This window comes from Asticcacaulis sp. P2_B1, from assembly GCF_056404915.1.
This window is the reverse complement of sequence record NZ_JBFUDD010000007.1, coordinates 1-25,000: the sequence shown is the minus strand read 5'-3', so window position 1 is coordinate 25,000 and position 25,000 is coordinate 1. Positions and strand designations below refer to the sequence as shown.

The window sequence follows — 25,000 nt, the reverse complement described above, 5'->3', positions numbered from 1 at the left end:
AACCCGGTGGGAAAGCCGTGAGGCCGTCGCCGGGAGACGCGCTTTTAGGCAGACAGCTCCGGGGAGTCAACAACCTTTTTTCAGTTTTCTGATATAACCCGGTTTTATCAATAAGCCTCTTCCGGTGGCTCTTCCTTGACAGGGATACTATAGCTCTGACCGGGCTTCAGAGCGCCCTTCCAGACCAGTACGGCAATGCCGGCGGCCAGGACGCCCGTGGTAATAATACTGGCTTCAGGCCCCCACGAGCCGCCACTGATCCACCATGGCGTACCCGGAGTATCCATCAGGTCGACGACCAGAGGCGCGACTTTCAGCTTCATGCCGCTGACTTCCAGGCCGAAGCCCGCGCCCAGCAACCAGTTCCACGCCGCGTGCCAGCCGCACACGCCCCATAGCGACCGTTCCTTCAGCGCATAGAGGCTGATGAAGACGCCGAACAGCGCCACATTGGCCGCCCCGCCCCACAGCTCGGGTGACGGCTTGATATTGCCGAGGTGCAGGGCGCCGAAGATCAGTGAATTGATGATCAGGCCCCAGATGATGCCGTGACGCGAGGCGACGATCTGCATCAGCCAGCCGCGCATCCAGATCTCTTCGCTGGAGCCCTGAATAATGAACATGGTCATATAGAGGAGAATCGGCACGATACTGGCCAAGGTCGGCGCCACCCAAAAGCCGGCATTCTCAACCTTATAGCCGCCCAGGGCATAGATCAGGCCGATGACCGCGATCAGGAAGCCGCAACCGACCAGATAGCCGCGAACAAAACGCAGCGGCCCTTTGGCGTTGAAGCCGATCGTGGCCAAACCCCGCCGTTCGAAGGTCACGACCCAGAGAAAGATCAGCGCCACATTGATGACATAGGCGACGATCAGGACGGGTGTCGTCATATTCGGTGGCGCCGGCTTCGGCGGCTGAACGCCGGGATGCGCCATCCCTGCCTGAAACCCATCCATGATGGCGTGGACGATATAGGGCGCCAGAGCCAGCAGCGGCCCGAGAATAGCGCAGATCAATCCGATCAGGATGACGAAAAAGGTCCAGGTCCGGCGATGCTTCGCCAGGCGTGGGGCGTAAAGTTCAAATCCGGCCATGTTAAGCCCTCCCCTTATTATTGCTGGCCAGGAGGTTTCCACAGAAACGACAAACCGGCAAGCTTTCACGCGTCGTCATAGTCGAATTCGTCATGTTCGACGCGGGCGGCCCGCTTGTGCCGCGACAATGCCCACAGCAGGACCACGCCTAGGACCAGGGTCATGGCGACACTGCCGTTCGGACCGAAGGCGCCGCCGGTCAGCCACCACGGCACCTCCTGGCCTTGATCGAAGGTCAGCAACAGGGGCGTGACATTGAGATGCTCGCCATTGCTGTTGAGGCCAAGCCCCCAGGTCGTCGTCAGGGTCCAGCCGGCCTGCAGGCCGCACACGTCCCATAGCAGGCCGTCGCGCAACACCAGCAGGCTGAGCAGCCACGCCATCAGGGCGAGGTTGAGGATGCCGATCAGGGCTTCCGGCGCCGGCGTGAAATGCAGGGCATGAAAGAGGGCAAAGGCCAGAACATTGATAATGATAGCCAGACTCGAGCCCCAGCGCATGACCACGGTCTGCAGCATCCAGCCGCGGAACAGGGCCTCCTTGGCGGCGGCCTGAACGATGGTGCCGGCGATGGTCAGGACCGAGGCCAACAGCCAGGTCGGCGTTAAATGGTCGAACCACGCGCCGGGCCCGCTGATCACGTAACCGCCTGCCGCCACAATACCAACGACCGCCACCACCGTCATGACGGCACCCAATAAGAGACCGGCGATAAACCGCCCTCCTCCCTTGCCGATAAAGCCCAGGGTCAGGAGCGCGCGGTGTTCGAAATAGCGCAACCACAGCCACAGAGCCACCAGGACCAAACCCCAGGCGAACAGGGCAGCTATATTGTCCGGCCAGTTGCCGCTCATCGCCGAAGCGTGCAAGCCCACTAATCGCGCCAGAATCTCCGCGCTCCAGCCGGCGGCCTGGATAAACAGCCAGGCGAGCGGCAAGGTAAGGAGCGGCCATGTGCGGCGGAAGGTCAATGATGCAACCATTTGTAATTGAGCTTAAAGACAGTATCCGCGGTTGGCTGACCATCACTGTCGACCTCGGCAACATTCAGCTCGCCGTTAAAAAAGGCTTCCAGGTGCATCCCGTAATCATACCCCAGCGGATATTCGCGCTCCACTATACACACGTCGACTTCGTGCTCAGGGTTAACGAAGCAGTGTATTTGTGCCTCGCCGTCAACGGTCACAGCCGAGTTATTAGCGATATCGGACGGATTCAATGGCTCGGTGCGCGAACCGTTCTTATCCACGATCGTTCTTGTAACCAACATTTTACGGCCAACTACCAAGACGACATTAACAGGTTGCGTGGTGGGGGGAAGCACCGCGATCCAGGCCGCAGCGTGGGCATTGCCGCGCCTGGCAGCATTGGCATACAGCCAAAAAGCCTCGGCCGCATCCGCCCGCCCGCCAGTCCCGGTCTCGTACAGTGCCGCCAACCCGTCCATGGCGTCCGCCGACCCAAACACGACGCCACGGCGAAACCATGAACGCGCCAGTTCGGGTTTACCGCTGGCCAGCGCCTCGCGCCCGATCGCCGCCATCGCGTCGCCACTGCCCTTTTCGTTTGCTTGGGCGTAAAATGACATGGCGGTATTTTTATCGACCGGACCGCTCACCCCATGCTCGTAATCATAGCCGGCGCTGAAGAGTCCTACCGGATCGGCTTCACCCAGCTTGTTGCAATAGCTCATCCCCTTAGCGAGATCGACTGGCAGCCCCTCTCCCAATAGATAGGCGGTGCACATTTTTTGTTGCGCCAATGCGTAACCGTGATCCGCGGCTTGCCTGTAAATTTCTAGCGCCGCCGGCAGGTCGGGCAATACCTGCCCTTGCCCTTGCTCGAGGGCGCTGGCGTAATTCACCTTCTGCCGGTCGCCACCTGCCTCCGCCGTCTTCCTCAACCCGGCCAACCACGCCTCGGTTTGCTCAGGCGTCACGGCTGCGATTTTCGGACGATCGGCAATCTCACCAGCGACCGGCCTGTACAAACTGCCCGTCCCGTCATAGCGCACGGGAGGGCTTCCAGTCTCCTCGGCCAAAGCCGGCATCGCACACAGGGCCGTCAAAGCAAAGGCGATTCCGGTGATGAAAGGCTTGCGCATGGTGACTCTCCGCCCTGCGGTAGCAAAGCATATCAAGGCCCCGCTATCAAGGTGCGCCCGCCATGGCTTTTCTAAAGCCGGTCTGCCCGGTTTCCCATTTCATGTCAGCCCCCTCCAGTGAAACGTCAACAGAGCGACCATTTCATACAGCCGGACCGTTAAGCCATCAAAGCCAGAGCCATGGCATGCCATTGTGCGATGCTGATACCCTGCCGCTGATCGACCGCCAAAGGATGGTCTGTTGGTTCGACCTCGAAAAGTGGCGTAAGACCAGGCACGCGCATATTTACGGATAGTTTCAGGTGGATGGTTGACGGATAAACGGCGATCGGACTGCATAGCCAGCCAAAGTACGGACCGTCATTAACGCGATCCAGCGCCTGCCATCGATCGGTCATCTCGACAAAGCTGGCCTCACTGAGCGACGACCAGACCGAAAACGCTAAAGGTTGGTCGTGGTCGAGGATCGGGATCTCGATATGGCCGCGGACGAAGAAGGTGTTTCCATCGATGACGCATTGATCCGCCGTCAATTCAACCCGTTGGTCGAATTCGTCTTCGGGAACCAAGGCCCGCCACGGCGCCTTGATCCCAAAGCATGTTGGAAGTTCTTCGTGCTCGGCATTGCAGACGGGACAGGTCCAGCCCATCACTCCTCGCCCTTTTCCTTAGCCAATCGTGCCAGCACCCTGCCCCGGCCCTTGGTGAGCGCCGTCACCACGCCGCGCCAGGTGCGCACCTCCTGCTCGGTCAAGTTGGCGCGGTTGAGCGGCGCGCGCAAATTGCGGATCATCGACGGCCGCTTGGCTTCGGGGAAGAAGAAACCCGAAGCATCGAGTTCGCCTTCCAAATGTTCGTAGAGCCCGACCAGGTGTTTCATCTCAGCCGGTGGATCCTGGTTGCGCGTAAAGGCATCCTTCGGCGCATCCATGACCTGCAACCGCCATTCATAGGCGACGATATTGACGGCTTGCGCCAGGTTCAGCGACTGGAAACGCGCATCGACCGGGATGGTGACGATATAATGGGCGTGGACCATGTCCTGGGTCTCGAGCCCGGCACGTTCGGCGCCGAACAACAGGCCGGTCTTCAATCCATTCGTCATCTGCGTCATGGCATCGGCGGCGCAGGCCCGAGGCGTGATCACCGGCAGGACGATTTCGCGGTTGCGCGCCGTCGTCGCATAGACAGTATGCAGGTCGGCCGTAGCGGCTTCGACCGTGTCGTAGACCTTGGCATCGTCAAGCGGCCATTGCGCGCCGGCGGCCATGGTCCAGGCTTTTTCCTGCGGCCAGCCGTCCCGCGGCGCGACCAGGCGCAGCTCGGTCAGCCCGAAATTGCCCATGACGCGGGCAACCGAGCCGATGTTTTCAGCCATCTGCGGCCGATCGAGGATGATACAGGGAAGTGTTTCGCTCATGGCGCGGCTTATAGGCGAAGTGACGCGCGGGGGAAAGACGCGGTTTATCCGGACGATAAGATCGTTGACTCGCCCCGAAGACCGCCGCATGGATGACGCCAAATGGGGTAAACGCGGCGGGGGCCATGGCACACAGCATAATTACGATCATCACCACGACCATCGTGCTGGGGCTGTATTTTTTCCCGGCCCTGCTGGCGACCCTCAGCCGGCACAGACTCCTTGTGCAGATTTGGTTGATCAATGGTTTTTTGGGCTGGACCGTGATCGGCTGGATCGGCGCCCTGGCCCGGACCTTGATTCCGGCCAAGGGCAGCCCTCCCGCCGCGACCAGGAATCTACGCGGCTTGGGCATGGCTTTCGCGATTTTTGCCGTGTTGGGCATTATGGCCGGCCTGGCGCTGCACACGCCGGGCTTCCAGACGATTAAGACCCTGATGGCAACGGCCTCCAGCCCGCTGGCACCGCCTAAGGCAGTCGCCATCAGAGCCCCGCTAAAACTCAAGGTCAAGTGGACTTACAGTGACCAAAGGGACGAGACGCGCGGCACCACCATCCAACTCGCCGATCTGGACAGCGATAATCGGTTGAGGTTCGACGCCCCTTACACCGGTGGTGTAACACGGCTCACGCTTGTGCGCGAAATGGGCCGGCCCGAAGTGAGCCGGCTGGATGCCTATCTCAATGTCGACGGCCGTTTCGACTGCGCCTGGCAAGACGGCGGCATGGTCGCCGTCAAGTTCGATGACGATCCGGCGGTGAACTTTCCCTGCTCCATCTCCGATATCGATGCCTCGGGCGTTCTGTTTATCAAAAACACCGAGACCTTCATTGCCCGTCTGAAGACGGCCAAACATCTATCCATCGATGCCCCCTTCTACGATCGCATCCATCGCCAGATTGAATTTTCAACGGTCGGGCTGCAATTTTAAATCCGTCTTCCATCATGCTCGCCAGGCATAAATTTACCGATTTGCGCAACTCCCCTTTTAAGCTATAGCAGGCGCCGTTAGCGGCCGACTCCGACCCTGTGCGTCCTGTCGGCGACGCTCCGCATGAAAAGGACATCCCATGGCGAAAATTAAAGTGGCCAATCCCGTCGTCGACATCGACGGCGACGAAATGACCCGTATTATCTGGCAGTGGATCAAGGACAAGCTGATCCACCCCTATCTCGATATCGACCTGCAATATTTCGATCTCGGCATGGAACATCGCGACGCCACCGACGATCAGGTGACGATCGATGCCGCCGAAGCCATCAAGGCCTGCGGCGTCGGCGTCAAGTGCGCCACCATCACGCCGGACGAAGCCCGCGTGAAGGAATTCAGCCTCAAGAAGATGTGGAAGTCGCCCAACGGCACCATCCGCAACATCCTGGGCGGCGTCGTGTTCCGCGAGCCGATCATCTGCAAGAACGTACCGCGCCTGGTTCCGGGCTGGACGCAACCGATCGTGGTCGGCCGTCACGCGTTTGGCGATCAGTACAAGGCGACCGATTTCCTGGTCCCGGGCCCCGGCAAGCTGACCATGAAGTTCGAAGGCGACGACGGTCAAGTCAAGGAATACGAAGTCTTCAAGTTCCCCGGCGCCGGTGTCGCCATGGGCATGTATAACCTGGACGACTCGATCCGCGACTTCGCCCATGCCTGTTTCGGTTACGGCCTGCTGCGCAACTATCCGGTCTATCTCTCGACCAAGAACACCATCCTGAAGGCCTATGACGGCCGCTTCAAGGACCTGTTCCAGGAAATCTACGACGCCGAATACGCCGAAAAGTTCAAGGCCGCCGGTCTGCATTACGAGCACCGCCTGATCGACGACATGGTCGCCGCTTCCCTGAAGTGGTCGGGCGGTTATCTGTGGGCCTGTAAGAACTATGACGGCGACGTCCAATCCGACACGGTCGCCCAAGGCTACGGCTCGCTTGGTCTGATGACCTCGGCCCTGGTCACGCCCGACGGCAAGATCATGGAAGCCGAAGCCGCCCACGGCACGGTCACCCGCCATTTCCGTCAGCACCAGAAGGGTGAAGCCACCTCGACCAATTCGATGGCCTCGATCTTCGCCTGGACCCAAGGCCTGAAGCACCGCGCCAAGCTCGACGACAATGCCGAGCTGACCCGCTTCGCCGAGACCCTGGAACGCGTCTGCATCGACACGGTCGAAGCTGGCTACATGACCAAGGATCTGGCCCTGTTGGTCGGCCCGACGCAAAGCTGGTTGACCACGGAAGGTTTCCTCGACAAGATCAGCGAGAACCTGACCAAGGCCCTGGCGGCGTAAGCCACCGCGACGACACTGATAAGCCGCCGAATGGCGCGATGGGTTAACCTTTTGAGGAAGACTTGGGCGCGCTGTCCGGCGGCTTTTTTATTGTCTGGCCATTAACACCTTTTTTCCCCAAGCCTGTTAAGTTTCGCCGGTAGTGTACCCTTTCGCCATCCTTTGGGCGAGCGCCGAGGCAGTATTATGGAACAGGATCTATCGCTCTGGCCGAAGGTCAGAAATATTCTGGTGATCGACGACGATCCCGCCATGACCGGCCTGCTGAAAATGATGCTGTCCAAACTGGGCTACAATTGCACGATCGCCGAGTCGGGTGCGGCGGGCCTGGAACTGGCCAAAACACTCAAGCCCGAGGCCGTACTGCTCGATCTCGTCATGCCCGAAATGAACGGTTACGCCTTCCTGCGGCAATGGAACCTTCTCGGCATGAGCGAAACGCCCGTCGTAGTCCTGTCGTCGCGCAGCCGGGCCGACGAAATCCAGAAAGCCATGGCGCTGGGCGCCAGCGGCTACGTCATCAAACCGGTCGATGTGCGTAAGCTGGCCCAGCGTCTGGAGATGGTTATCCCCGGCGCCGCCACACAGGGACTCGACTCCATATCCTTCGGAGACGGCCGCTCCGTCTTCCGCCGTTAAGCCGTTACGGAGCGACGACGTGACCCGGCTTTCACACATGGACGAAAGCCGCAGGACCGTCCTGGTCATCGATGACGACGACATGGTTCTGGACCTGGCGGGGATGTATCTCAACCAACTGGGCTATGGCGTGCTGACCGCAACCGGCGGACTGATCGGCCTCGGCGATGCCGTCAAGTTCCGCCCCGACTGTATTCTTCTCGACCTCGCCATGCCTGTGGTCGATGGCTTTACGGTCCTCGCAAAGCGCGGCCGCATTGCCGAGATCGCCCGCATTCCGATCATCGTCCTGTCAGCCAACCGAAACAGTGAGGACGTCAAGAGGGCTGTGGCCATGGGTGCCGCGGGCTACATCGCCAAGCCGATCGACATCAATATCCTGGCCAATCGGCTGGAGCGGATCGTGCCCAGTCCCTATTTCACGCGACCGAAAAGCAGCGAAATCCGATGGAAAAGATAGGCCGGAACCACAAAACGCTCAGCTGATATCGGTTATCGCCGCGACCAGCTTGCCGGTCAGGACCGCGACCTCCTCCGCTGAACGGCCATCGCACACGGCGTCTTCTAGAGCTGCGGCGATCTCGCTGATCGCCGGGAAACCGTAGGACGTGCCGGTGCCGGCCAGTTTGTGGGCCCAGGCTTCGATGTCCGCGCGCTCATCTCCCGTGGCGCTGCCTTCGCTCAGGCGCGCCATTGCGGTCTCCAGCGCGACACGGGTATCCACTAGGCGGACGATATATTTGTCGCGCAGCATGTGCATCTTGTCGACAAAGTCCTGGTCAGCATCAGAGGCCATGAAAATTCTCCCAGATGCCCTTCACCTGCGTAGGCAATTGCATAGGATCGAAGGGTTTATGAATAACGCCGTTGGCGCCCAGCGCCAGATAGGCCTCAACTTCGGAACGCTGAACCCGCGCCGTCATGAAGATCACCGGTACGGCGTCGAGTTCGGCCTGGGTGCGCAGGCCCTTGAGGGTTGTCGGCCCGTCCATCCCAGGCATCATGACGTCGATCAGGATGGCGTCGGGCTTCAGGCCGGCCGCCTCGCTGAGCGCCTGGGCGCCGCTGTTCAGGCAGGTGACCCGGTATCCGCCGACACACTCCAGCGCCATCTGGCTGATTTCGAGAATATCACTCTGGTCGTCGATACAGACAATATGTTCGAGATGTCGGCTCATGCGGCTTCCTTCGGGCGTGGTGCGTCGAGCAGTCTAAGCAGAGTGGCGATCATTTTCGCTTCGGAATCGCGCGACTTGACGATCGATGCAGAGACCTGGTTACGAATGTCCGGCGGCACGTCCTGGGCGGACAGGATGACGACCGGTGCGCCACGCCGATCGCTGCCGCCCAGATGTTCGAGAACCTGCAGCCCCGAACCATCGGGCAGGACGACGTCAAGGATATACATGTCGAAGACCTTGTCCTCGACCATCCGCAACGCGTCTTTTACGGTCGTCGCCGTTGTCAGGCGGGCCCGGTCGCCCAGGGCGCTGGCGAGGAATTGGCTGAGATCCAGATCGTCCTCGACATGCAGGATATGCGGCAGGTCGCCATTATCGTCCTGGGCCGGAACCGCCTGCGCCGTGACGGGCTTCGCCGGGAACGACACCCAGAAAGTGGAGCCCTCGCCCGTCACCGACTCAAAACCGATATCCCCCTCCATCTGGCGGACGATTTGCTGGCTGATGTGGAGGCCGAGACCCGTCCCGGCCTGATCGCGGGTGTTCGAGGAATCCGCCTGGGAGAAACGGCCGAATATGCGGTGTTTGAAGGCCTCGGGAATGCCCGGGCCGCGATCGCTGACCGTGATGCGCGCCTGGCCGCCGACTGTCGTTACGGCGATATCGACGCTGCTGCCCGGCGGTGAGAACTTGGCGGCATTGGACAGCAGGTTTGCGAGCACCTGCTGGAACCGCGCCGCGTCGACCCGCACCCGCAGGCCGGCCGGCACCGGCGCAGCGGCTAGGGTGACGCTGAACTTTTCGGCATAGGGTTGATTAGCCTCGACCGACTGACGCAGCAGTTCGGCCAGGCTTTCGTCCTTCAGGTGGAAGGTCATCTGGCCCGAGGCGATCTTGTCGATATCGAGGATGTCGTTGATCAACAGGATCAGGCGTTCGCTGTTCTTGTAGGCCAGCTGGACGAGGCGATTGGCCTTGTCGGACAGGGTGTCGGACAGCGTGCCGGCCAGCAGGCCCAGCGACCCGCGGATCGAGGTCAGCGGCGTCCGCAATTCGTGGCTGACGATGGAAATGAACTCGCTCTTCATGCGCTCCATCTCGCGGCGCCCGGTTATATCGTGGACGTGCGAGACGAAATAGTTGGGCGTGCCGTCGGCGTGCCGCACCAGCGACGTTGTCAGCAATGTCCAGACAATATGGCCATCCTTGTGGACATAGCGCTTTTCGATCTGGAAGCTGCGCACCGCGCCATCGAGCAGTCTGGCCACATTGTCGAGCGTGACCTGAAGATCGTCGGGATGGGTGACACTGCGGAAATCCTGGGCCAGGAATTCGGCTTCGCTATAGCCCAGCATATCGCATATGGCCGGATTGGCGCGCAGCCAACGGCCGTCCGGCGATGTGATGGCCATGCCCACCGAGGTATTTTCCATCGCCTGGCGGAAGGTCTCCTCGCTGGTGCGCAACGCCAGGTCCTGGGCCTTACGTTCGGCGATGTCGTCAATGACATTGAGATAGCCGGTCGTGCGTCCGTCTTCGCCTTTCAGCGGCGTCGCCGCGACCAGCGCCGGGAAACGCGAACCATCCTTGCGGATCAAGGTCCATTCATGTTCGTCCGAACCGACCTTGTCAGCTTTGATGGCGAAGGTGGCGAACCCCGGCTCTATATCGGTCCCCAGTTCGGCATTCAGCTCGGCCGTGCGGGCGATGACCTCGTCCTTGTCGTGCCACAGGGCCGGCGTTTGGATGTTGACAATCTCGTCGGCGCTATAGCCCAAAGCGGCCTCGGCGGCTTCGTTGAAGACGGTGACCGTTCCGTCCAGAGTCGTGGCAACGACCATATATTGTGTGCTGGAGACGACCGCCGATTTCAGGCTGTTCGATTCCCGCAGCGCCTTGGCGGCGGCCCGGCGTTCGGTGACGTCCTCGATAACCCCAAGATAGCCGTTGATGCGCTGGTCCTGGGCGCGCAGCGGCGTGATATTGACCCGCGCCGTAAAAGTCGAACCGTCCTTGCGGACATAGGTCCACTCGTGACTGTCCTTGCCGTCGATCATGGCCAGGATCGAGAAGGTCTCGAAGCCGGGCTCCAGCGGCGATGCCAGGACATCGGCCAGCTCGATATTGAGCTGTTGCGTGCGCGCGATGATTTCGTCACGTATGTGCCACGCCGGATTGACCTTGCGGCCCAGCACGTCGCGCGCTTTGTAGCCCAGGGCGCGTTCGGCGGCCTCGTTGAAGACGGTGACGACGCCGTCTGTCGTGGTGGCGATGACCAAATATTCGGTGCTCGACAGGACTGCTTCCTTGAGCGCGTCGGATTCGCGCAAGGCCATTTCTTTTTGCTTGAGCACCGTGATGTCGGTGACCATGACATAGAAGCCGGTAACCTTGCCGTCATCATCGTAATCGGGGAGGTATTGCGCCCAGGTATCGGCGCTTTCCCCGCTCGACCGGGTGATGCGGCGCTCGAAGCTCTGGCGCTCACCGGCCAGCACGCCATCGATATAGCGGTTCGCCTCATCCAGGGCTTCACCCACGACATCGCGCGACGATTGCCCGATGAGGGCGCCAGGATCCTTGCCGAACCATTCGATATAGGCGTTGTTGGCGAACTGGCAGCGCAGGTCCTTGTCCCAATAGCCGATCATGCCGGGCACGTTTTCGGCCAGCAGCCGGTAACTGGCTTCGCTGGCCTTCAGGCGGGCATGCGAACTTTCCAGCTCCACGGCACGCAGGCGCGATAGCAGCAGGGCATGCAAGGCAAGAGCCGACAGGGCGGCGATGACCAGGCCCGCCATCAGGGCGATCACCGGCAGGGGCGATTGCTGACTGGCGATAAAGGCCTGACTGGGCACGACACGGAAGGACCACAACTGACCCCCGATGGAAATCTTCCGCGTCACCGCCCACGACGATGCCGCCGTGGGACTGGAAGGATCGGTCAGGACGAAATCGCGGCCATTATTGTTCATCACGATCTGATAGACATCGCGATTACCGCGCGCCGTGGCGTTGCGGAAGAAGTCATCGACCGAGAACACCGCCGCCACGAAACCGTCGGGCTGCCCCCCGGCGGTGACCGGAAAGTAACTCGTGAAAGTGGCATGGCCGGGTTTGGTCTCGCGCGCCGGCATGAACACCGGGCTGTCGCTGGCGGTCGCCGCCTTCAAGACAGCGGCATCGGCCGCATTGGCCGCGACCGCGGCGCCGGCCATGTCCTCGTTGCCGCTCAACGGTTCGATCCAGCGAACATGGCCGCTCTTATCGATCCATTGCACCGCCTCAAGCCCGGCCAGTTGCCGCTTGTAATTACGGGCGTCGAATTGCCAGATGACGAACGGCGTGCCGCCCGCAATATCCCAGCGTCCGGCCAGGCGTTGCATGGCGGCGATGCGGTCATTTGTCTGAGATGTCATCAGCAGCTCTGTCTGGGTGACATCGCGGGCGATCAGGGCGTGAACATAGGCACGTTCCTTGTCCTTGAGTGTGGCGAACAGAACGACACTGCCCACCGCCAGGACGACGAAGATCAGCGAAGGCAGGACCAGCCGGTGTTCAACGGCCAGAAGCCGCAGGGTTTCCGACCGGCGCGGGCTGACGACGATGACGAACACGGCAAACAGGACGGTGAACAGCAGTCCGCCGACCAGGACGAAGACTGGGCTGAACTGGCGTTCGGCATGTTCGAATTTCGCAGTACTGTCCCACACAACCAGCCAACTATTCTGGCCGACGACCAGGGTCTTGCGCACGCTGAACCTCACAGGTGACGTTTTTTCCTGACCCTTTTGTTCTGGTGCCGTTTTTTCTGGCGCCGTTTTCGCGCCTTCGCCCCGGCTGTCATAGATCAACGCGTCGTAGCTCTCATTCCCGCCGTCATAGATGCGCAGGTTGAGAGTGTCCGCCTGGCTTTGCGTCAGACCGGCCAGGAGATTGTCGGCAATGAAAGGTGCGTAGATCCATCCCCGCAGGGCGGCGCGGCGCTCGGTCACCGTCCCGCGCGGCGCATCGCGGCGATACACCGGCTGCAGCAACAGGAAGGCCGGCGTCTTGCGGCTGGCCTGGACCAGGACGATCTTGCGCGTCATGGTTGGCTGGCCCGTATCGCGCGACCGCTCGGCGGCCTCCAGGCGATGGGGTTCGAAGGTGATATCGAGTCCCTCGGCAGGCTGGTTGCTGGACTTGGGTTCCAGATAGGTGATGACATCATGTGTCGGACCGGCTGTGACCGGATGGACGGTGAACCCCGGTAACCCGTCCGCACGCATCGCCTTGCCCAGCGCCGGCAGGCCCGCTGTCGTCACCGGCTGAATCCAGCCTATGCCGCTGATGCCCGGGTAGTTGTGGGCCAGGTCCAGCGTCTCGGCATAGGTATGCCATTCCTGATGCGAAACGGCCCGCGACCCCTGCCAAAAGGCCGAGGCGCCGACCAGGGCATTGCTGTAGGAGTTGAGCCTCTGTTGCAGAGCCTTTTCGTTTTCAACCGCCAGGGTCGTGAAACGCGACTGGCTTTGTTCATAGGCATTTTCCGAGGTAATCTTCCACGCGTAGAAGGTCAGGCCCAGCGGCAGCAGGACCATCAGCATGGCGATCGCCGGCATACGGCCCAGGATTTCGCCGCGCCAGGTGATGCGCCGGTCGCTGCCCGGCGCCACCAGCATCAGCGGCAGGACGACGACGATGCCGGCCAGGTCGCCGACCCACCAGGCCAGCCAGTTACCGGCAATCTTGTCGGCGGGCAGGACGCCGGCCATGTACAAGGTGGCGACGCCGGCCGAAGCGGCGACCAGGCATGCCACCGGTCCGCACACCAGAAACAGACGCCCTAGATCGCGAAAATGCTTCAATTGCAGGGGTAAACCGACGAAGCGGCGGACCAGAAGATAACCGAATACCGCCTGCAGGGTCGACCCCGCGGCGATACCGAAGGCGACCAGCGCCTTGGCGACGACAATACCGTCGGCCGGCGACCACGCGCCGCCATTGGCCGCATTGAGCAGGAAGGAGCCGATCAGGACGCCGGGCCACAGCTTGCGGCCGTGCATGATCAGCATGCCGAGCGCGATGCCCGATGGCGGCCAGATCATGGTGGCGTAGCCTGGCGGCACGGCCAGCATCAGGCCGCACTTGCCGGCCAAAATATAGAGCACGGCCAGTATGACCAACTTCGCAGGGTAGGATTTCAGGAAGGATGCGAAGGAACTCATGCCCGGGGCGCCTGTACTGTTCGCGCGGCGGCGCGGAAAAGTGAGCTCCGTATCGATACGCGCTCACCGCGAAATCTAACCCGGCAAGGCTACAATTTCGTTAAGGGGGCCAAAGGTTTCGCAACCCCGGTGGGCCGCATAAAGGTTGACCACGGAAGGTTTCCTCGACAAGATCAGCGAGAACCTGACCAAGGCATTGGCGGCGTAAAGGCGCCACACCTGACAAGATTAAGCCGCTTTCCAGCATCTGCCGGAAGGCGGCTTTTTTGTAGGTATGCTTGACGGTCTATCCGATGGCAGCGAGAGATAATGAGTCTATTTCATGTCTTTTATAGCTTTAATCGCATCTATTACCGCGAAAAGTTCGAAAATAGCGAATACTACGCCGACGATGCTGCAATATACTACGTTATCTATTTTGACAACGTCCCCTATGCCAAAGGCAAAACAGGTCAATACTGCAAATAAGGTCCGTGGGAATCGAACAAGACCATATTTCTTCCACATAACGTCCTGTGAAATCGACGAACGCGGCGCGTACCTCCAAATATTTGGTGGCGTCAATCGATCCATGAAGATGACCATGAGCATACCCACAAGAAATTTCATCGTTATGGCCTATTTTCTGAACATTGCTGGGAAAGTCCTTGTCCTATAACGGTACCAAAGCCGTTGCGCATAAGTTGTACAGCGGGAGGGACTGCGTCTTTTGCTAAATTGAAGAGGCCGCCAGTAGCCAGACCAAAACCTGCTGACGCAGTATGCCCCCAACGATTTCGGCCTGTCAAACTGCTAGCACCATTTAGAACAAATGAAACCCCAGAGGCATAAACTGCCACACTTTCGGATATCACCGCTATACCGCCAAAACCCACTCCTCCCACGACGGTTTCGGAAGTCACAAGTGCCATACCGCCGGAGACGAGTGCTACGCCTGATGCCCCTGCACTAACATTGTCGGCAAAATCAGCAATTTTTTCAATAACGGTCTCATCTGCACCGCAAGTCCATTCGGGGGGGGCTGTATCAATCGGAGGAGTTGGAACTTCAGGCGGCGCCATAATTTCTGTCGGCCCGTATTTACCTGGATAGCCCATACCTTGGCTGAAGTCGTACGGTTGCCGATCGCCATACTGGAAACGCAAGTCCTGAAGGTAGGAGTTTGCAAAAGCAGCGCGATCTCGATCAATTTCTTCTCGCCGGCGGTCACCGACCGGTTCTCCATAGTAGTATGACGTAAACTTTGAATCATCCCCCATATATCCATATTCATCGCCCATATGATTGGGATCATAAGGGCGCGTCCCTTGAGTGTTGCCGTCCAATCCACTCGGATCAGACCCGTTCACAGGATCACCGTGGACGTATGCGTAAACATTCATACCGTCGCCATAACCGATTGGGTCGGGTTGCATAAAACGGCCGAGTGTTGGAGCGTACATGCGTGCTTTATAGTAGTACATGGATAGTTCAGGCAACCACGTCTGACCGGTATATTGGAAACGCCCAACGTTGCCGGTCTTAGGCACGCCGTATTCGTCATAAGCATTGATGTGGGATTCCATGGGACGGGGGTTTCCGCTGTCGTCCAACTCAGCGACTCCGATATCCCCGTTATGATCCGTGACAGCAACTATTGACCCTTGCGCGTCCGACACCAGGTAATGGCGGTCGTTGTCGAGCGTTGCACTTCCCGTATAGCTGATAACCGGCGCATCTGTCCCGAAACCGTGAATATAGCGTTTGAGCATAGTACCTGCAGGATCGTCTGCATACTCGGCGATGAGCTCATCGCCATCGTAGAGGAATGTGGACGGCGCCAAAGACGTCTTGGCAATCCGCGCCAGCCGGCTTTCGGCATCATAAGTCAGGGCGGTCGTCGAGGCGCCTGACACGACAGAGGTCAGTAAATTTTTGGCATTGTAGGTATAGGTGGCCCCACCATCCGATGTCAGGTTGCCACGACCATCATAGGTAAAAGTCGAAGCATTATAGCTGGTGATTTGGTTAAGGCCGTTGACGGGTGTCGCAGCCGTACCAGCAGGCGTACTGAAATCGTAGGCCGCATTGGCCACGGACTGCGTCTTAACGGCATCCGCCACGGTAAAGCTAAAGCCGTAATTAACATCGTAGGCTGTAGTTGCCACCGTGGCGCTGAGATTGTTATTGAGCGCCGTCAGATGCGACGTTGTATCGAAGGTAGCACTGGCCAGGACAGGATAGGGCGTAGCGTTGCCGAGCTTCTTGTTGCTAGGACGGTCATAGGTGTCGTACGTGTTACGTAGTACAAAGATACCAGCCTTGTCCCGGATATAGTAAGGTGTTCCACCCGCGTAATAACTATAGGAAATATAAAAGGTATCTGGCCAGGTCAACTGGGTACGCCGGTTATATGAATCGTAAAGATAAGACACTGTCCGTGCCGTGCCTGTTCCCAATTGATACGTAGCACCCAGAACCGATCCCAAGGCTGAATAGCTATAGGTCGCGTGTCCAACAACACCGCCCGTAGTCGAGTTATCGTGTGTCAGAACATTTCCGAAGGTATCATAAGTAAAGTCTTCGACAACAGCGCCCGTGGTATGCAAAACACGGCCGACATTGTCATAGGCGAAGTTGACAACTGACGAATCACGCAGGCGTCGTGATGACACGCGGATACCGGTGTAGTTTGCCTGTATGTAATCGCTGCCCGAGACATTATCCGGATAAAAAGTCTTCTTGAGTCGGTTGAAGTTATCGTAACCAAAGGCCGTTTTGTTGCTCTTCGCATCAATAATCCAAGCCAGAACACCGTTGCCGATAATGTTGTTGTCCGGGTCCTTGTAGGTCGTCGTGCCGTCGCCGTATACGTTAGTGACGTCTGTACGAACCGAAGGTGTATCGACTCCGGTCTTGGTCGTCTTAACTTGGCCAATGCTGTCGTAGGTATAGGCAACAATGCGATCCAGGCCGTCCGGGCCAGGTGTCGCCGACTTTTGGCATGCATTAACTGTTGTACCGGTTAGAGCATGTAACGCCGCTGAATCAAGCATACGTTGGGCCTGACAGGTTACGCGGAACATGTTGTCGTACGTGCGCTCGGCGACACTATCTTCAAGTGTGCTGCCGGTGACCCCCGTGGCATTGTAAGCCGCGAAGTGGCGGGTACGAATCGGCAACCCAGTTCCAGAAAATTCGTTGGTGTTTCTTTCAAGAACCGTAATGCCCGTGGTCGTTGAAATGAATTCCGCATAGGCAGCGGCCCACTTGGCAGACGCGGACGCCCCGGCATAGGCAGAGGTCGGAACAACGCCGCTTTCACGCGCCACGACACGGCCATCGGCGTCGTAGGTCAAGCGTGTAGCCATACGCCTCATACCCAGGGCACTACCATCGGGATCGCCACCGATGCCCCCCCAGGGCCGGTTCATCGAGTCATAGAAATAATAGCCTTCCCGCGGCGTCAGGTCGGCATCGGCGTCATCGCTGGCCTTGGGACCATACGAATAAATGATCTGCCCGACATAATTGTTAAGTGTATCCGTTCTTAGGGTCGGCGTGGCATCCCACCTACGCAAAACCGTCGACGTCGGCAACAGGTTGCGGTCGGTGCCGGTATAACCAGCATCGACGTCATAGCCGATATCCGTTTCCGTCCGTTGCGTATTGGAATCGCAGGCATAAGGTGAAGCCACCGTCACTTCACACGTAAACATGCCGGTGACCACATAGGCGTCCGGTCCGCTGACCGTTGTCGAGGCGGAATCATAGATGGTTGCATGCTTAGCAGTAAAGATATTCCAGGCAGACAGTTGAACCGTGTCCGAGGCATTTGCCTTGGGATAGATGGTCTCGATGACGCCGCCATGGGTGGCGTTATAGATATAGCTGGTGACCTGTCCGTTGGCGTCGGTCGTCGTCTGTGGCTTGTTGCAATATTTATAATTGCTATCGTCACAGGTCGGCAGGATGTAAGCGGAGGTCACAATGGCCTGGGCCGGGTCAATCACGCCGCCCGGCGCTCCTCCCTTCGGCACAATCGTCACCTTGGACACCTCGCCGTGCGTATACACATAATCCGTAAAACCGCCAGTAAGAGTGGCGCCGCTATAGGTAGCATCCGAATTGATAACCCGCGTCAACGGTGACTTGCCGCCATAGGCGTTGAAGGCATATTGATATTGCGTCGAACGACCGAGTTCGTCGACAACCGCAACAATGTTATTTTGATAGGTAGCGGTTTTCCGCGTTGTGCCGTCCGGGGCTGTTACCGTCGTTCTTTGGTACAACCCATAATAACCCGTATAGGTGTCATAGGCGTACATCCACCTGGATCCCGTTACTGGATCGCCAATCGTTACCGAGACGACCTTGTTGGGCGCCACGGTATCCGTCACGATGGTCTTGGTGACACCAGCTGGCGTGGTCAGGGTCGTGGTATTGCCGCTGATCGTATATTGCAGTTGCGTCGTACCATTGCGGGTCAAGGTTGTCGTCGCGCCGCTCGTCGATGACGACACAATCGGCGCATTGGCCAGAGCTCCACAGCTCGCCGCCGCCACGTCGCAATAGTCTTGCGACATATTGACAGCGGCGACGGTGGTCACCTTGTAACTGCCGTCGACCGAATATTTCAGCATCCAGCCCAGGCTACTGGTCACCGTCTTAACCGATTTAATATCGCCGGTTGCCGAGTCGATATAATAGTTGAGCGTCAAGACTTCACCATTCGGTTTGGTCACCGTATCAATGGCGGCCCATGGTGCCCCGGTGCTGGTGTCGACCTTATAATGGACAGCCGTACCGTCTTCGAGGCGCATGGTACAGGTTTGCCCCGTCACCTTAGGCATTGATTGTGTCAAGGGCGCGTCGCATTTTAGCTGCGCCGAGCCCCCCATTTCCACAACCCAGCCCGTGGCAAAAACCACCGCACTCGAGCCGGGCTCACCCATTGTGAAAGCATGGGTTGAGCCACCATAACTGGCGTAAAAGAAAAACACATAATTGCCCGGTCCACTGGGCCCGACAGCCATGGATTGCCAAGTCAGGCCACCGGAAAAATTGTCGGTGTCTCCCTGGGTGATCCGGCTCAAGCCACTGGCACCGGCCCCAATACCGTTATTCAGGCCGGGCAACGTGAATTTGCCGCTGACAAGATCGACGCCGTTTTGGTCGACTGACGACAGCACCGGCGGCGCCGCAAAGCTTTGAGCTGAGGCGTTATTGGAAGCAACTAAGAGGCCGATGATCAGTAGCGCTGCTACCCACCACCCGCGCGTGCTACCGAAAGCACGAAGCGCAGCCTTTACGATATGGATGAAGCCAGGCGAACGGTTCGCCGTCCGGTTTAACAACCCGTTATTCATCATCCCACCCCTAATGTCTAAATCGCCCATAGCTAAGGACAAAGGATCATGACTTAACCGCGAGTTCAAGTCCAACTTCAGAGTGAAATTCTAGTCAACGCGCCCGTAGCGCACACAACCTGTTGAAGAATATGGATAAAAATTAAAAAAATAATTCCCTTGCCACAATGTTATTTCGTTACGATCATACCTGACCTTTGCGGCCGTATTTGAGGGGGCTTTAGATGCGTGAATCGAACGTAACAACTCGCTTGTCGAGGCGCCAACTCATGACAGGTGCCGCCGCCGTAGCAGGCGTCTCGGCCGTAGCTGCGACGGACGCATTGGCTGGAACCACGTCCTATAAATATGACGACCTTGGGCGCGTCATTCGCGTTGACAACGCAGACGGGTCTCAAACCATCTATACCTATGACGCAGCCGATAATCGCACCCAAACCACAACAGCGGCACCCATCCATGTCACCACCGTTTCCAATTTGCGCACCCTGGCCAATGCCGCTGGCTACGCGGGTGGCGCGGGCGCCAACTATTCGTTTGTGGTCGATTCCGGCGTTACCATTATGGGTAATGCGGGGGGCGGAAAAGGGATCGACACAGGAACCTGGCCCGCTGATGCTGTCTTGACCCTGACGATCAGCGGCACAGTTTATGGCGGTGGCGGCAATGGCGGGGCCGGCAGTAACTCGGGCGCGGGAGCGGCGGGTGGCAGCGGCGGAAACGCTATATTTTGCTCGGCGCCAATCTCAATCATTGTCAACTCCAGTGGCATTTTGCAAGGGCCGGGCGGCGGCGGCGGCGGCGGCGGCTATACGCTAAGCGGCAGCAATACCACCGGCGGTGATGGTGGCGGCGGCGGCTTTCCCAATGGCACTGGCGGCGCCGGGTCATCCGGAAATACCCTAGATGCCGTAAAAAACGGTGCAGCAGGCACAACGTCAGGCGGCGGGCTTGGTGGCACAGGCGGCGGCCCAGCTGGTGGCAATGGCGGCGGTGCAGGTCTCCCTGGCATCGTCGGTACAAGCAGCACCGGGGCCGGCGGTGCTCGCGGGGTTACAGGTTACGCCATTCGTAAAAGCGGCAATACGGTCAATGTTGTCAACAACGGCACCATTGTCGGCCCCATCGCATAGATTTACCACCGAAGGGCCGTCCTCGCTTCCTAATTGCCGACGTCTTGCCTACTTGCCTGTTATCGACGAAAGACGAAAGTCGGCGCTTTGCCAAGATTAGCTTGGGGCGCGAACCTATTGCGCCGCTACCGCAAACGCAACCGCATCGAGGGTCACCCCGATATCTGGCCCCCATCTGGCCCCCGATCTGGCCCCCAGCCAATGAATTGACGCACACGCACCAAGCTGAGATAGTCGCGCCAACGACATAAGAGGGTGGACGATGAAACGTTTCGCGACGATTTTACTGGCGGGCATGGCCGCTTCAGGCGCGCTTCAGGCCCAGACCGTGACCCGCGACGGCGACATGAATCAGGTGACCGTCGACATGACGCCGCTTGAGCTCAATACCGGCGGCCGGGTCATGACCGGCGCCTTCGCCAAGACGACCGCCCAGGGCGAAGTCGATGGCGCCGCCTATATCCATCAATGGCCGGGTGTCTATTTCGCAGCCGCCTTCACAGGCGGCGATGTCGTCCTGCGCTTCAACGATAGCTACAATCATTACGGTCTTCTCGTCGACGGCAAGGCGGTGACGCGCATCGACAAGCCGGGCGCCGCCGAATACCGCGTATCCGGTCTAAGCGACGGCCCGCACACGGTGCGCTTGGAAAAGGGCAGCGAAAGCCAGAGCGACACGGGTGAATTCGACGGCTTCTTCATTCCGGCCACCCAGACCGCCCTGCCCGCGCCGCATCTGACGCGTCAGATCGAATTCATCGGCGATTCCTATACGGTCGGCTATGGCAATACCTCGACCTCGCGGCAATGCACGCCCGAACAGTTGCGCGCCACCACCGACACCCAACAAGCCTTCGGACCGCTAGTCGCCAAACATTTCAACGCCGATTACCAGGTCAACGCCATTTCGGGCCGCGGCATCGTGCGCAATTACGATGGCTTCATCGCCGATCCGCTTCCCGGCGTCTATCCCTTCACCCTGTTCGATGGCGGTCAGGTTTATGGCGCTTACGATTGGCAGCCGCAGATCATCGTGGTTGCCCTGGGCGGCAATGACTTTTCGACACCGGTCCATGCCGGCGACAAATGGAAGACGCTTGAGGCACTGCGCGCCGATTATATCGACAACTACGTCGCCTTGGTCAAACGCATCTACGAAACCGATCCCAACGTCGAATTCGTCCTGATGAGCTATGGTGAGGACGAGGTTTCGAATGACATTGCCGTCGTCACCAGCCGCCTAAAGGCCGACGGGATCGATCGTCTCGGTTTTTTCAACGCCGCCCTTGACTATGCCAAGACCGGCTGCGATTGGCACCTCAATACCGACGACGACAAGAAGATCTCCGACGCCCTGGTCACCTGGATCGACCAGCAACCCGACATATGGAACGGACAATGAGGATTTTCACGACCGGCCTTTTCTTTGCTCTGTTGGCTGGCACGGTTCAAGCCCAGGACGCCAACCGGGCAACCGTACAACTGCCCATGCATGTCGGCGGGCGCGCCGTGCCGGACATCGACGGCAAGGGCGTGTTTTCGCAATGGCCAGGCATGTATTACGAAGCGCGTTTCAACGGCACGGCCGTCACGGTCCGCCTGAGCGACGCCGTCAACCATATCAAGATCTATATCGACGGCAAATTGGCCGACGAAGAAAAGAAACCTGGCAGCGGCGACATCGAATTGGGACCTCTCCCCGCCGGCGAACATACGGTGCGGCTGGAAAAACTGAGTGAATCGCAAGATGCCATGGCCGATTTCCCGGGCTTCTTCGTCGGGCCCGCCGCCTCGGCCCTGCCCGCTCCCGCGCCCCGTGCGCGCCAGATCGAATTTATCGGCGATTCCTACACCGTGGGTTACGGCAATACCGCCGGCAAGCACACCTGCACCGCCGACGAGCTGTGGGTCACGACCGACACGCAACAGGGATTCGGCGCCCTGACCGCCAAACATTACAACGCCGATTATCAGATCAACGCCTCTTCCGGCCGCGGCATCGTGCGCAACTATGATGGCAGTGCCGGCGATCACCTCCCCATCGTCTACCCCTATGTCCTGTTCGACAAGCTGATCGCGTACCAGGACAAGGCCTGGCAGCCGCAGATCGTCGTCATCGGCCTGGGCACCAACGACTTTTCCACACCGCTCAATCCGGGCGAAAAGTGGCCGACCCGCGACGCCCTGCACAGCGACTATGAAGCGACCTATACCGCCTTCGTTAAAAGCCTGCGCGCCAGGAACCCGAACGCTTTCTTCATCCTGATGGCGACGGACCAGGTCGATGGCGAAATCCAGACCGAAGTCAAGAAGGTCATGGCGGCGGTCAAGGCCGGCGGCGACAATCGTATCGACTTCGTGCCGATGAACGGGCTGTCCTTCGGCGGCTGCGACTGGCATCCGACCACCGCCGACGATCTGGCGGTATCCAAGACCCTGAGTGCTTACATAGACGCCCATCCGGAGTTGTGGCAGGGCCGTTAAAATGGCCACTGATGGTAGCGAAAATGTGAGCGAGCATCACTTTACCGTCGTTTGACACCCCCACGGCCCAGGCCTAGCTTTCCCGCCATCGATCGCAGGAGTGCCGGGCCGTGGGAAACTTTGCCGAAATCGCGCGTGCGTCATCCATGGCCAATTGGCGCCTCCAGGGCCGTGAGGGCTTGGTCAAGGTGATGAGCAAGTCGTCCGCCCAATATATGCAGTTGAAGTCGGATCTCTCTCAGGTCCGCGTCAAAGGCTATATCGGCCTCGCCAAGTATATTTATGGCCTCAATGCCGCGCAGATCGAGCGAGCGCTCGGCTTGCCGCCGGCCTCGATGGTGTCCGGCGCCTATATCTATTCGCTGTCGCGTCTGCCGACCTTCAACGAGGTCGACTTCAGATATTCCCTCGCCTGGCCCGACGGCAAGGTGCCGACGCCCGCGGAATATACCGCCCTGCTCGATCGCCGTGATGCCGCCATTGTCGGCCTGACCTCGGAACCGACGCTCTATCCGCCCGGCGGTTCCCATATTCCGCAGTGGCGGCTGAACTTCAACGGCGCCCAGCCGGGGATTCCCGGCAATCTGATCGAAGTCGTCACCAATACGACGCACTTCCATCGCGATAAGGCCTATTCGCCGCACAACCGCGATCCGAACTGGGGCCGCGTCCTCGCTTGACCTAATCAACGGTGGATGATTTGACTCATCCGCCATTGGCAGCGGGCAAGCGCCCGCCCGAGCTGATGCGAGGAGCCATCGGCGGGGGCGCCCAGCCGTCTGAGCTGCGATAAGGTTATGCTATCTTTACAAGCCGCACGTGTTAGCCGCATCGTCTTTTCGACGACGGATTCGTAGAGTCCGGCCTCCATTCGGCTGCCAGGAAGACACGACTTATGAGGCTGTTCCGCTGCGATAACTGTGGCAATCCCGTTTATTTCGAGAACCGGTCGTGCATTAAATGCGGCTGCCGCCTGGGTTTCGTACCCGAGGACATCGCCCTGTTCGCCTTGCAGCCCGATGCGACCCAACCCGAGTGTTGGCGCCGCATCGACCAGCAGCAGTTCGTCTATCGCTTTTGCCCCAATGCCGCCTTCGACGTTTGCAACTGGGTGATCCGGGCCGAGAGTCCTGAAACCTACTGCCAGGCGTGCCGCTATAACGGTTTGGTGCCGGATCCGAAGACAACGGACGGCCTCAGGCGATGGCGCGCGATCTGCGACGCGCAAAGGCACCTGTTCTATTCCTTCCTGCGCTGGGATTTGCCGCGGCCCGGCCGTCAGGAGGATCCGCAAGGGGGGCTTCTGTTCGACCTAAAGGACGACAAGATCTTGCCTGACGGGTCGTGCGAGCCGGTTTTGATCGGCCATGACGAGGGCCATATCGTCATTCGCACGGCCGAGGCCGACGATCCGACCCGCGAGCAGCAGCGCGCCATGATGAACGAGCCTTACCGGACATTGCTGGGCCATTTCCGTCATGAAAGCGGGCATTTCATCTGGAACAAGATGGTGCGCGACGCCGGCAAGATCGACAGTTTCCGCCGGCTGTTCGGCGACGAGAGCATCGATTACGAGCAGGCCCTGGCGGTGCATTACCAGAAAGGGCCGATGCGCGGTTGGGGCAGCAACTATATCAGTTATTACGCCACGACCCATCCGTGGGAGGACTTCGCCGAGTGTTTCGCCCATGTGCTGCACATCGTCGATTCGCTCGAGACGGCGCATATGTTCGGGATTGCCTTGGCGCCATCCGATCGCGGCGCGGTCGTGTCGGCCTGCGCGGACTTCGATCCCTATTCGGTATTGGATTTCGAGCGCATCGCCGAGGTGTGGGTGCCTTTGAGCATGGCGTTGAACACAATCCACCGCAGCATGGGCGAGCGCGACCTTTACCCGTTCGTCTTGACCCCCGTCATCAAGCAGAAGCTGGGCTATGTGCACGGCCTGCTGACGCGCCAAATCTAACCTTCCCTTCGCATTCGGGTCGAGGGGGCTCGCCCCCTCGTCGCCGAAGGCTCTGGGGAGGCTTGCATTTGCCGCGTACGGGGCCTTACATCATCCAAAACAAGAGGGAGCCGACCATGCGCCGAGTCATAT

Annotated in this window: 18 protein-coding genes; 9 read left to right on the top strand and 9 right to left on the bottom strand. The window is 59.3% G+C overall.

The window, feature by feature from the left end:
* Nucleotides 1–107 precede the first annotated feature (107 nt).
* From AC1DX3_RS15625 to AC1DX3_RS15605, 5 genes are all read right to left on the bottom strand, one after another.
* Entirely contained in the window at nucleotides 108–1,097 is a 990-nt protein-coding gene (locus tag AC1DX3_RS15625; protein WP_476990249.1) for a CPBP family intramembrane glutamic endopeptidase, read from the bottom strand.
* Nucleotides 1,098–1,162: 65 nt separating this feature from the next.
* Nucleotides 1,163–2,080, bottom strand: coding sequence for a CPBP family glutamic-type intramembrane protease (locus tag AC1DX3_RS15620; RefSeq protein WP_476990248.1), 918 nt, complete (start codon nucleotides 2,078–2,080; stop codon nucleotides 1,163–1,165).
* On the bottom strand, nucleotides 2,065–3,201 hold the full coding sequence (locus AC1DX3_RS15615) for a tetratricopeptide repeat protein (RefSeq protein ID WP_476990247.1): 1,137 nt from the start codon (nucleotides 3,199–3,201) through the stop codon (nucleotides 2,065–2,067). Before AC1DX3_RS15615 ends, AC1DX3_RS15620 begins: the two co-directional genes overlap by 16 nt.
* 158 nt (nucleotides 3,202–3,359) lie before the next feature.
* Nucleotides 3,360–3,851 carry a DUF2199 domain-containing protein gene (locus tag AC1DX3_RS15610; protein ID WP_476990246.1) on the bottom strand — a complete coding sequence of 164 codons (492 nt, stop codon included), beginning with the start codon at nucleotides 3,849–3,851 and terminating at the stop codon, nucleotides 3,360–3,362.
* Nucleotides 3,851–4,621 (bottom strand): RNA methyltransferase, encoded by a 771-nt coding sequence (locus tag AC1DX3_RS15605; protein ID WP_476990245.1) that lies wholly within the window; start codon nucleotides 4,619–4,621, stop codon nucleotides 3,851–3,853. The genes AC1DX3_RS15610 and AC1DX3_RS15605 overlap by 1 nt, the downstream gene beginning before the upstream one ends.
* A 92-nt stretch (nucleotides 4,622–4,713) precedes the next feature.
* On the opposite strand from AC1DX3_RS15605, the gene AC1DX3_RS15600 reads away from it, so the two are divergent.
* The 4 genes from AC1DX3_RS15600 to AC1DX3_RS15585 all read left to right on the top strand — a co-directional run bounded on the left by AC1DX3_RS15600 (nucleotide 4,714) and on the right by AC1DX3_RS15585 (nucleotide 8,006).
* Complete coding sequence (locus AC1DX3_RS15600; protein ID WP_476990244.1) at nucleotides 4,714–5,553, top strand: superinfection immunity protein; 840 nt, start codon at nucleotides 4,714–4,716, stop codon at nucleotides 5,551–5,553.
* Nucleotides 5,554–5,692: 139 nt separating this feature from the next.
* A complete protein-coding gene (locus tag AC1DX3_RS15595; protein ID WP_476990243.1) occupies nucleotides 5,693–6,907 on the top strand; it encodes an NADP-dependent isocitrate dehydrogenase in 1,215 nt (404 codons plus the stop codon).
* Nucleotides 6,908–7,093: 186 nt separating this feature from the next.
* On the top strand, nucleotides 7,094–7,546 hold the full coding sequence (locus AC1DX3_RS15590; RefSeq protein WP_476990242.1) for a response regulator: 453 nt from the start codon (nucleotides 7,094–7,096) through the stop codon (nucleotides 7,544–7,546).
* A gap of 19 nt (nucleotides 7,547–7,565) precedes the next feature.
* Nucleotides 7,566–8,006: a response regulator gene (locus AC1DX3_RS15585; protein ID WP_476990241.1), complete on the top strand. Its 441-nt coding sequence runs from the start codon at nucleotides 7,566–7,568 to the stop codon at nucleotides 8,004–8,006.
* A gap of 18 nt (nucleotides 8,007–8,024) precedes the next feature.
* On the opposite strand, the gene AC1DX3_RS15580 is transcribed toward AC1DX3_RS15585, so the two are convergent.
* From AC1DX3_RS15580 to AC1DX3_RS15565, 4 genes are all read right to left on the bottom strand, one after another.
* Entirely contained in the window at nucleotides 8,025–8,342 is a 318-nt protein-coding gene (locus AC1DX3_RS15580) for an Hpt domain-containing protein (protein ID WP_476990240.1), read from the bottom strand.
* Nucleotides 8,332–8,724, bottom strand: coding sequence for a response regulator (locus AC1DX3_RS15575; RefSeq protein WP_476990239.1), 393 nt, complete (start codon nucleotides 8,722–8,724; stop codon nucleotides 8,332–8,334). Before AC1DX3_RS15575 ends, AC1DX3_RS15580 begins: the two co-directional genes overlap by 11 nt.
* Nucleotides 8,721–13,937, bottom strand: a complete 5,217-nt coding sequence (locus AC1DX3_RS15570; protein ID WP_476990238.1) for a PAS domain S-box protein — start codon at nucleotides 13,935–13,937, stop codon at nucleotides 8,721–8,723. The genes AC1DX3_RS15575 and AC1DX3_RS15570 overlap by 4 nt, the downstream gene beginning before the upstream one ends.
* A gap of 611 nt (nucleotides 13,938–14,548) precedes the next feature.
* Nucleotides 14,549–19,285 carry an RHS repeat-associated core domain-containing protein gene (locus AC1DX3_RS15565; RefSeq protein ID WP_476990237.1) on the bottom strand — a complete coding sequence of 1,579 codons (4,737 nt, stop codon included), beginning with the start codon at nucleotides 19,283–19,285 and terminating at the stop codon, nucleotides 14,549–14,551.
* A 269-nt stretch (nucleotides 19,286–19,554) separates the two neighbouring features.
* On the opposite strand from AC1DX3_RS15565, the gene AC1DX3_RS15560 reads away from it, so the two are divergent.
* From AC1DX3_RS15560 to AC1DX3_RS15540, 5 genes are all read left to right on the top strand, one after another.
* Nucleotides 19,555–20,418, top strand: a complete 864-nt coding sequence (locus AC1DX3_RS15560; RefSeq protein WP_476990236.1) for an RHS repeat domain-containing protein — start codon at nucleotides 19,555–19,557, stop codon at nucleotides 20,416–20,418.
* 262 nt (nucleotides 20,419–20,680) lie between these two features.
* Complete coding sequence (locus tag AC1DX3_RS15555) at nucleotides 20,681–21,820, top strand: SGNH/GDSL hydrolase family protein (RefSeq protein WP_476990235.1); 1,140 nt, start codon at nucleotides 20,681–20,683, stop codon at nucleotides 21,818–21,820.
* Nucleotides 21,817–22,902 (top strand): SGNH/GDSL hydrolase family protein, encoded by a 1,086-nt coding sequence (locus AC1DX3_RS15550; RefSeq protein WP_476990234.1) that lies wholly within the window; start codon nucleotides 21,817–21,819, stop codon nucleotides 22,900–22,902. The genes AC1DX3_RS15555 and AC1DX3_RS15550 overlap by 4 nt, the downstream gene beginning before the upstream one ends.
* 110 nt (nucleotides 22,903–23,012) lie before the next feature.
* Nucleotides 23,013–23,582, top strand: a complete 570-nt coding sequence (locus tag AC1DX3_RS15545; RefSeq protein ID WP_476990233.1) for a hypothetical protein — start codon at nucleotides 23,013–23,015, stop codon at nucleotides 23,580–23,582.
* A gap of 215 nt (nucleotides 23,583–23,797) precedes the next feature.
* On the top strand, nucleotides 23,798–24,868 hold the full coding sequence (locus AC1DX3_RS15540; protein ID WP_476990232.1) for a zinc-binding metallopeptidase family protein: 1,071 nt from the start codon (nucleotides 23,798–23,800) through the stop codon (nucleotides 24,866–24,868).
* Nucleotides 24,869–25,000 lie beyond the last annotated feature (132 nt).

Excerpts from the sequence above, each read along its gene's own strand:
- AC1DX3_RS15625 (WP_476990249.1), bottom strand. The coding sequence starts at position 1,097 with ATGGCCGGATTTGAACTTTACGCCCCACGCCTGGCGAAGCATCGCCGG.
- AC1DX3_RS15620 (WP_476990248.1), bottom strand. The coding sequence starts at position 2,080 with ATGGTTGCATCATTGACCTTCCGCCGCACATGGCCGCTCCTTACCTTG.
- AC1DX3_RS15615 (WP_476990247.1), bottom strand. The coding sequence starts at position 3,201 with ATGCGCAAGCCTTTCATCACCGGAATCGCCTTTGCTTTGACGGCCCTG.
- AC1DX3_RS15610 (WP_476990246.1), bottom strand. The coding sequence starts at position 3,851 with ATGGGCTGGACCTGTCCCGTCTGCAATGCCGAGCACGAAGAACTTCCA.
- AC1DX3_RS15605 (WP_476990245.1), bottom strand. The coding sequence starts at position 4,621 with ATGAGCGAAACACTTCCCTGTATCATCCTCGATCGGCCGCAGATGGCT.
- AC1DX3_RS15600 (WP_476990244.1), top strand. The coding sequence starts at position 4,714 with ATGACGCCAAATGGGGTAAACGCGGCGGGGGCCATGGCACACAGCATA.
- AC1DX3_RS15595 (WP_476990243.1), top strand. The coding sequence starts at position 5,693 with ATGGCGAAAATTAAAGTGGCCAATCCCGTCGTCGACATCGACGGCGAC.
- AC1DX3_RS15590 (WP_476990242.1), top strand. The coding sequence starts at position 7,094 with ATGGAACAGGATCTATCGCTCTGGCCGAAGGTCAGAAATATTCTGGTG.
- AC1DX3_RS15580 (WP_476990240.1), bottom strand. The coding sequence starts at position 8,342 with ATGGCCTCTGATGCTGACCAGGACTTTGTCGACAAGATGCACATGCTG.
- AC1DX3_RS15575 (WP_476990239.1), bottom strand. The coding sequence starts at position 8,724 with ATGAGCCGACATCTCGAACATATTGTCTGTATCGACGACCAGAGTGAT.
- AC1DX3_RS15570 (WP_476990238.1), bottom strand. The coding sequence starts at position 13,937 with ATGAGTTCCTTCGCATCCTTCCTGAAATCCTACCCTGCGAAGTTGGTC.
- AC1DX3_RS15565 (WP_476990237.1), bottom strand. The coding sequence starts at position 19,285 with ATGAATAACGGGTTGTTAAACCGGACGGCGAACCGTTCGCCTGGCTTC.
- AC1DX3_RS15560 (WP_476990236.1), top strand. The coding sequence starts at position 19,555 with ATGACAGGTGCCGCCGCCGTAGCAGGCGTCTCGGCCGTAGCTGCGACG.
- AC1DX3_RS15555 (WP_476990235.1), top strand. The coding sequence starts at position 20,681 with ATGAAACGTTTCGCGACGATTTTACTGGCGGGCATGGCCGCTTCAGGC.
- AC1DX3_RS15550 (WP_476990234.1), top strand. The coding sequence starts at position 21,817 with ATGAGGATTTTCACGACCGGCCTTTTCTTTGCTCTGTTGGCTGGCACG.
- AC1DX3_RS15540 (WP_476990232.1), top strand. The coding sequence starts at position 23,798 with ATGAGGCTGTTCCGCTGCGATAACTGTGGCAATCCCGTTTATTTCGAG.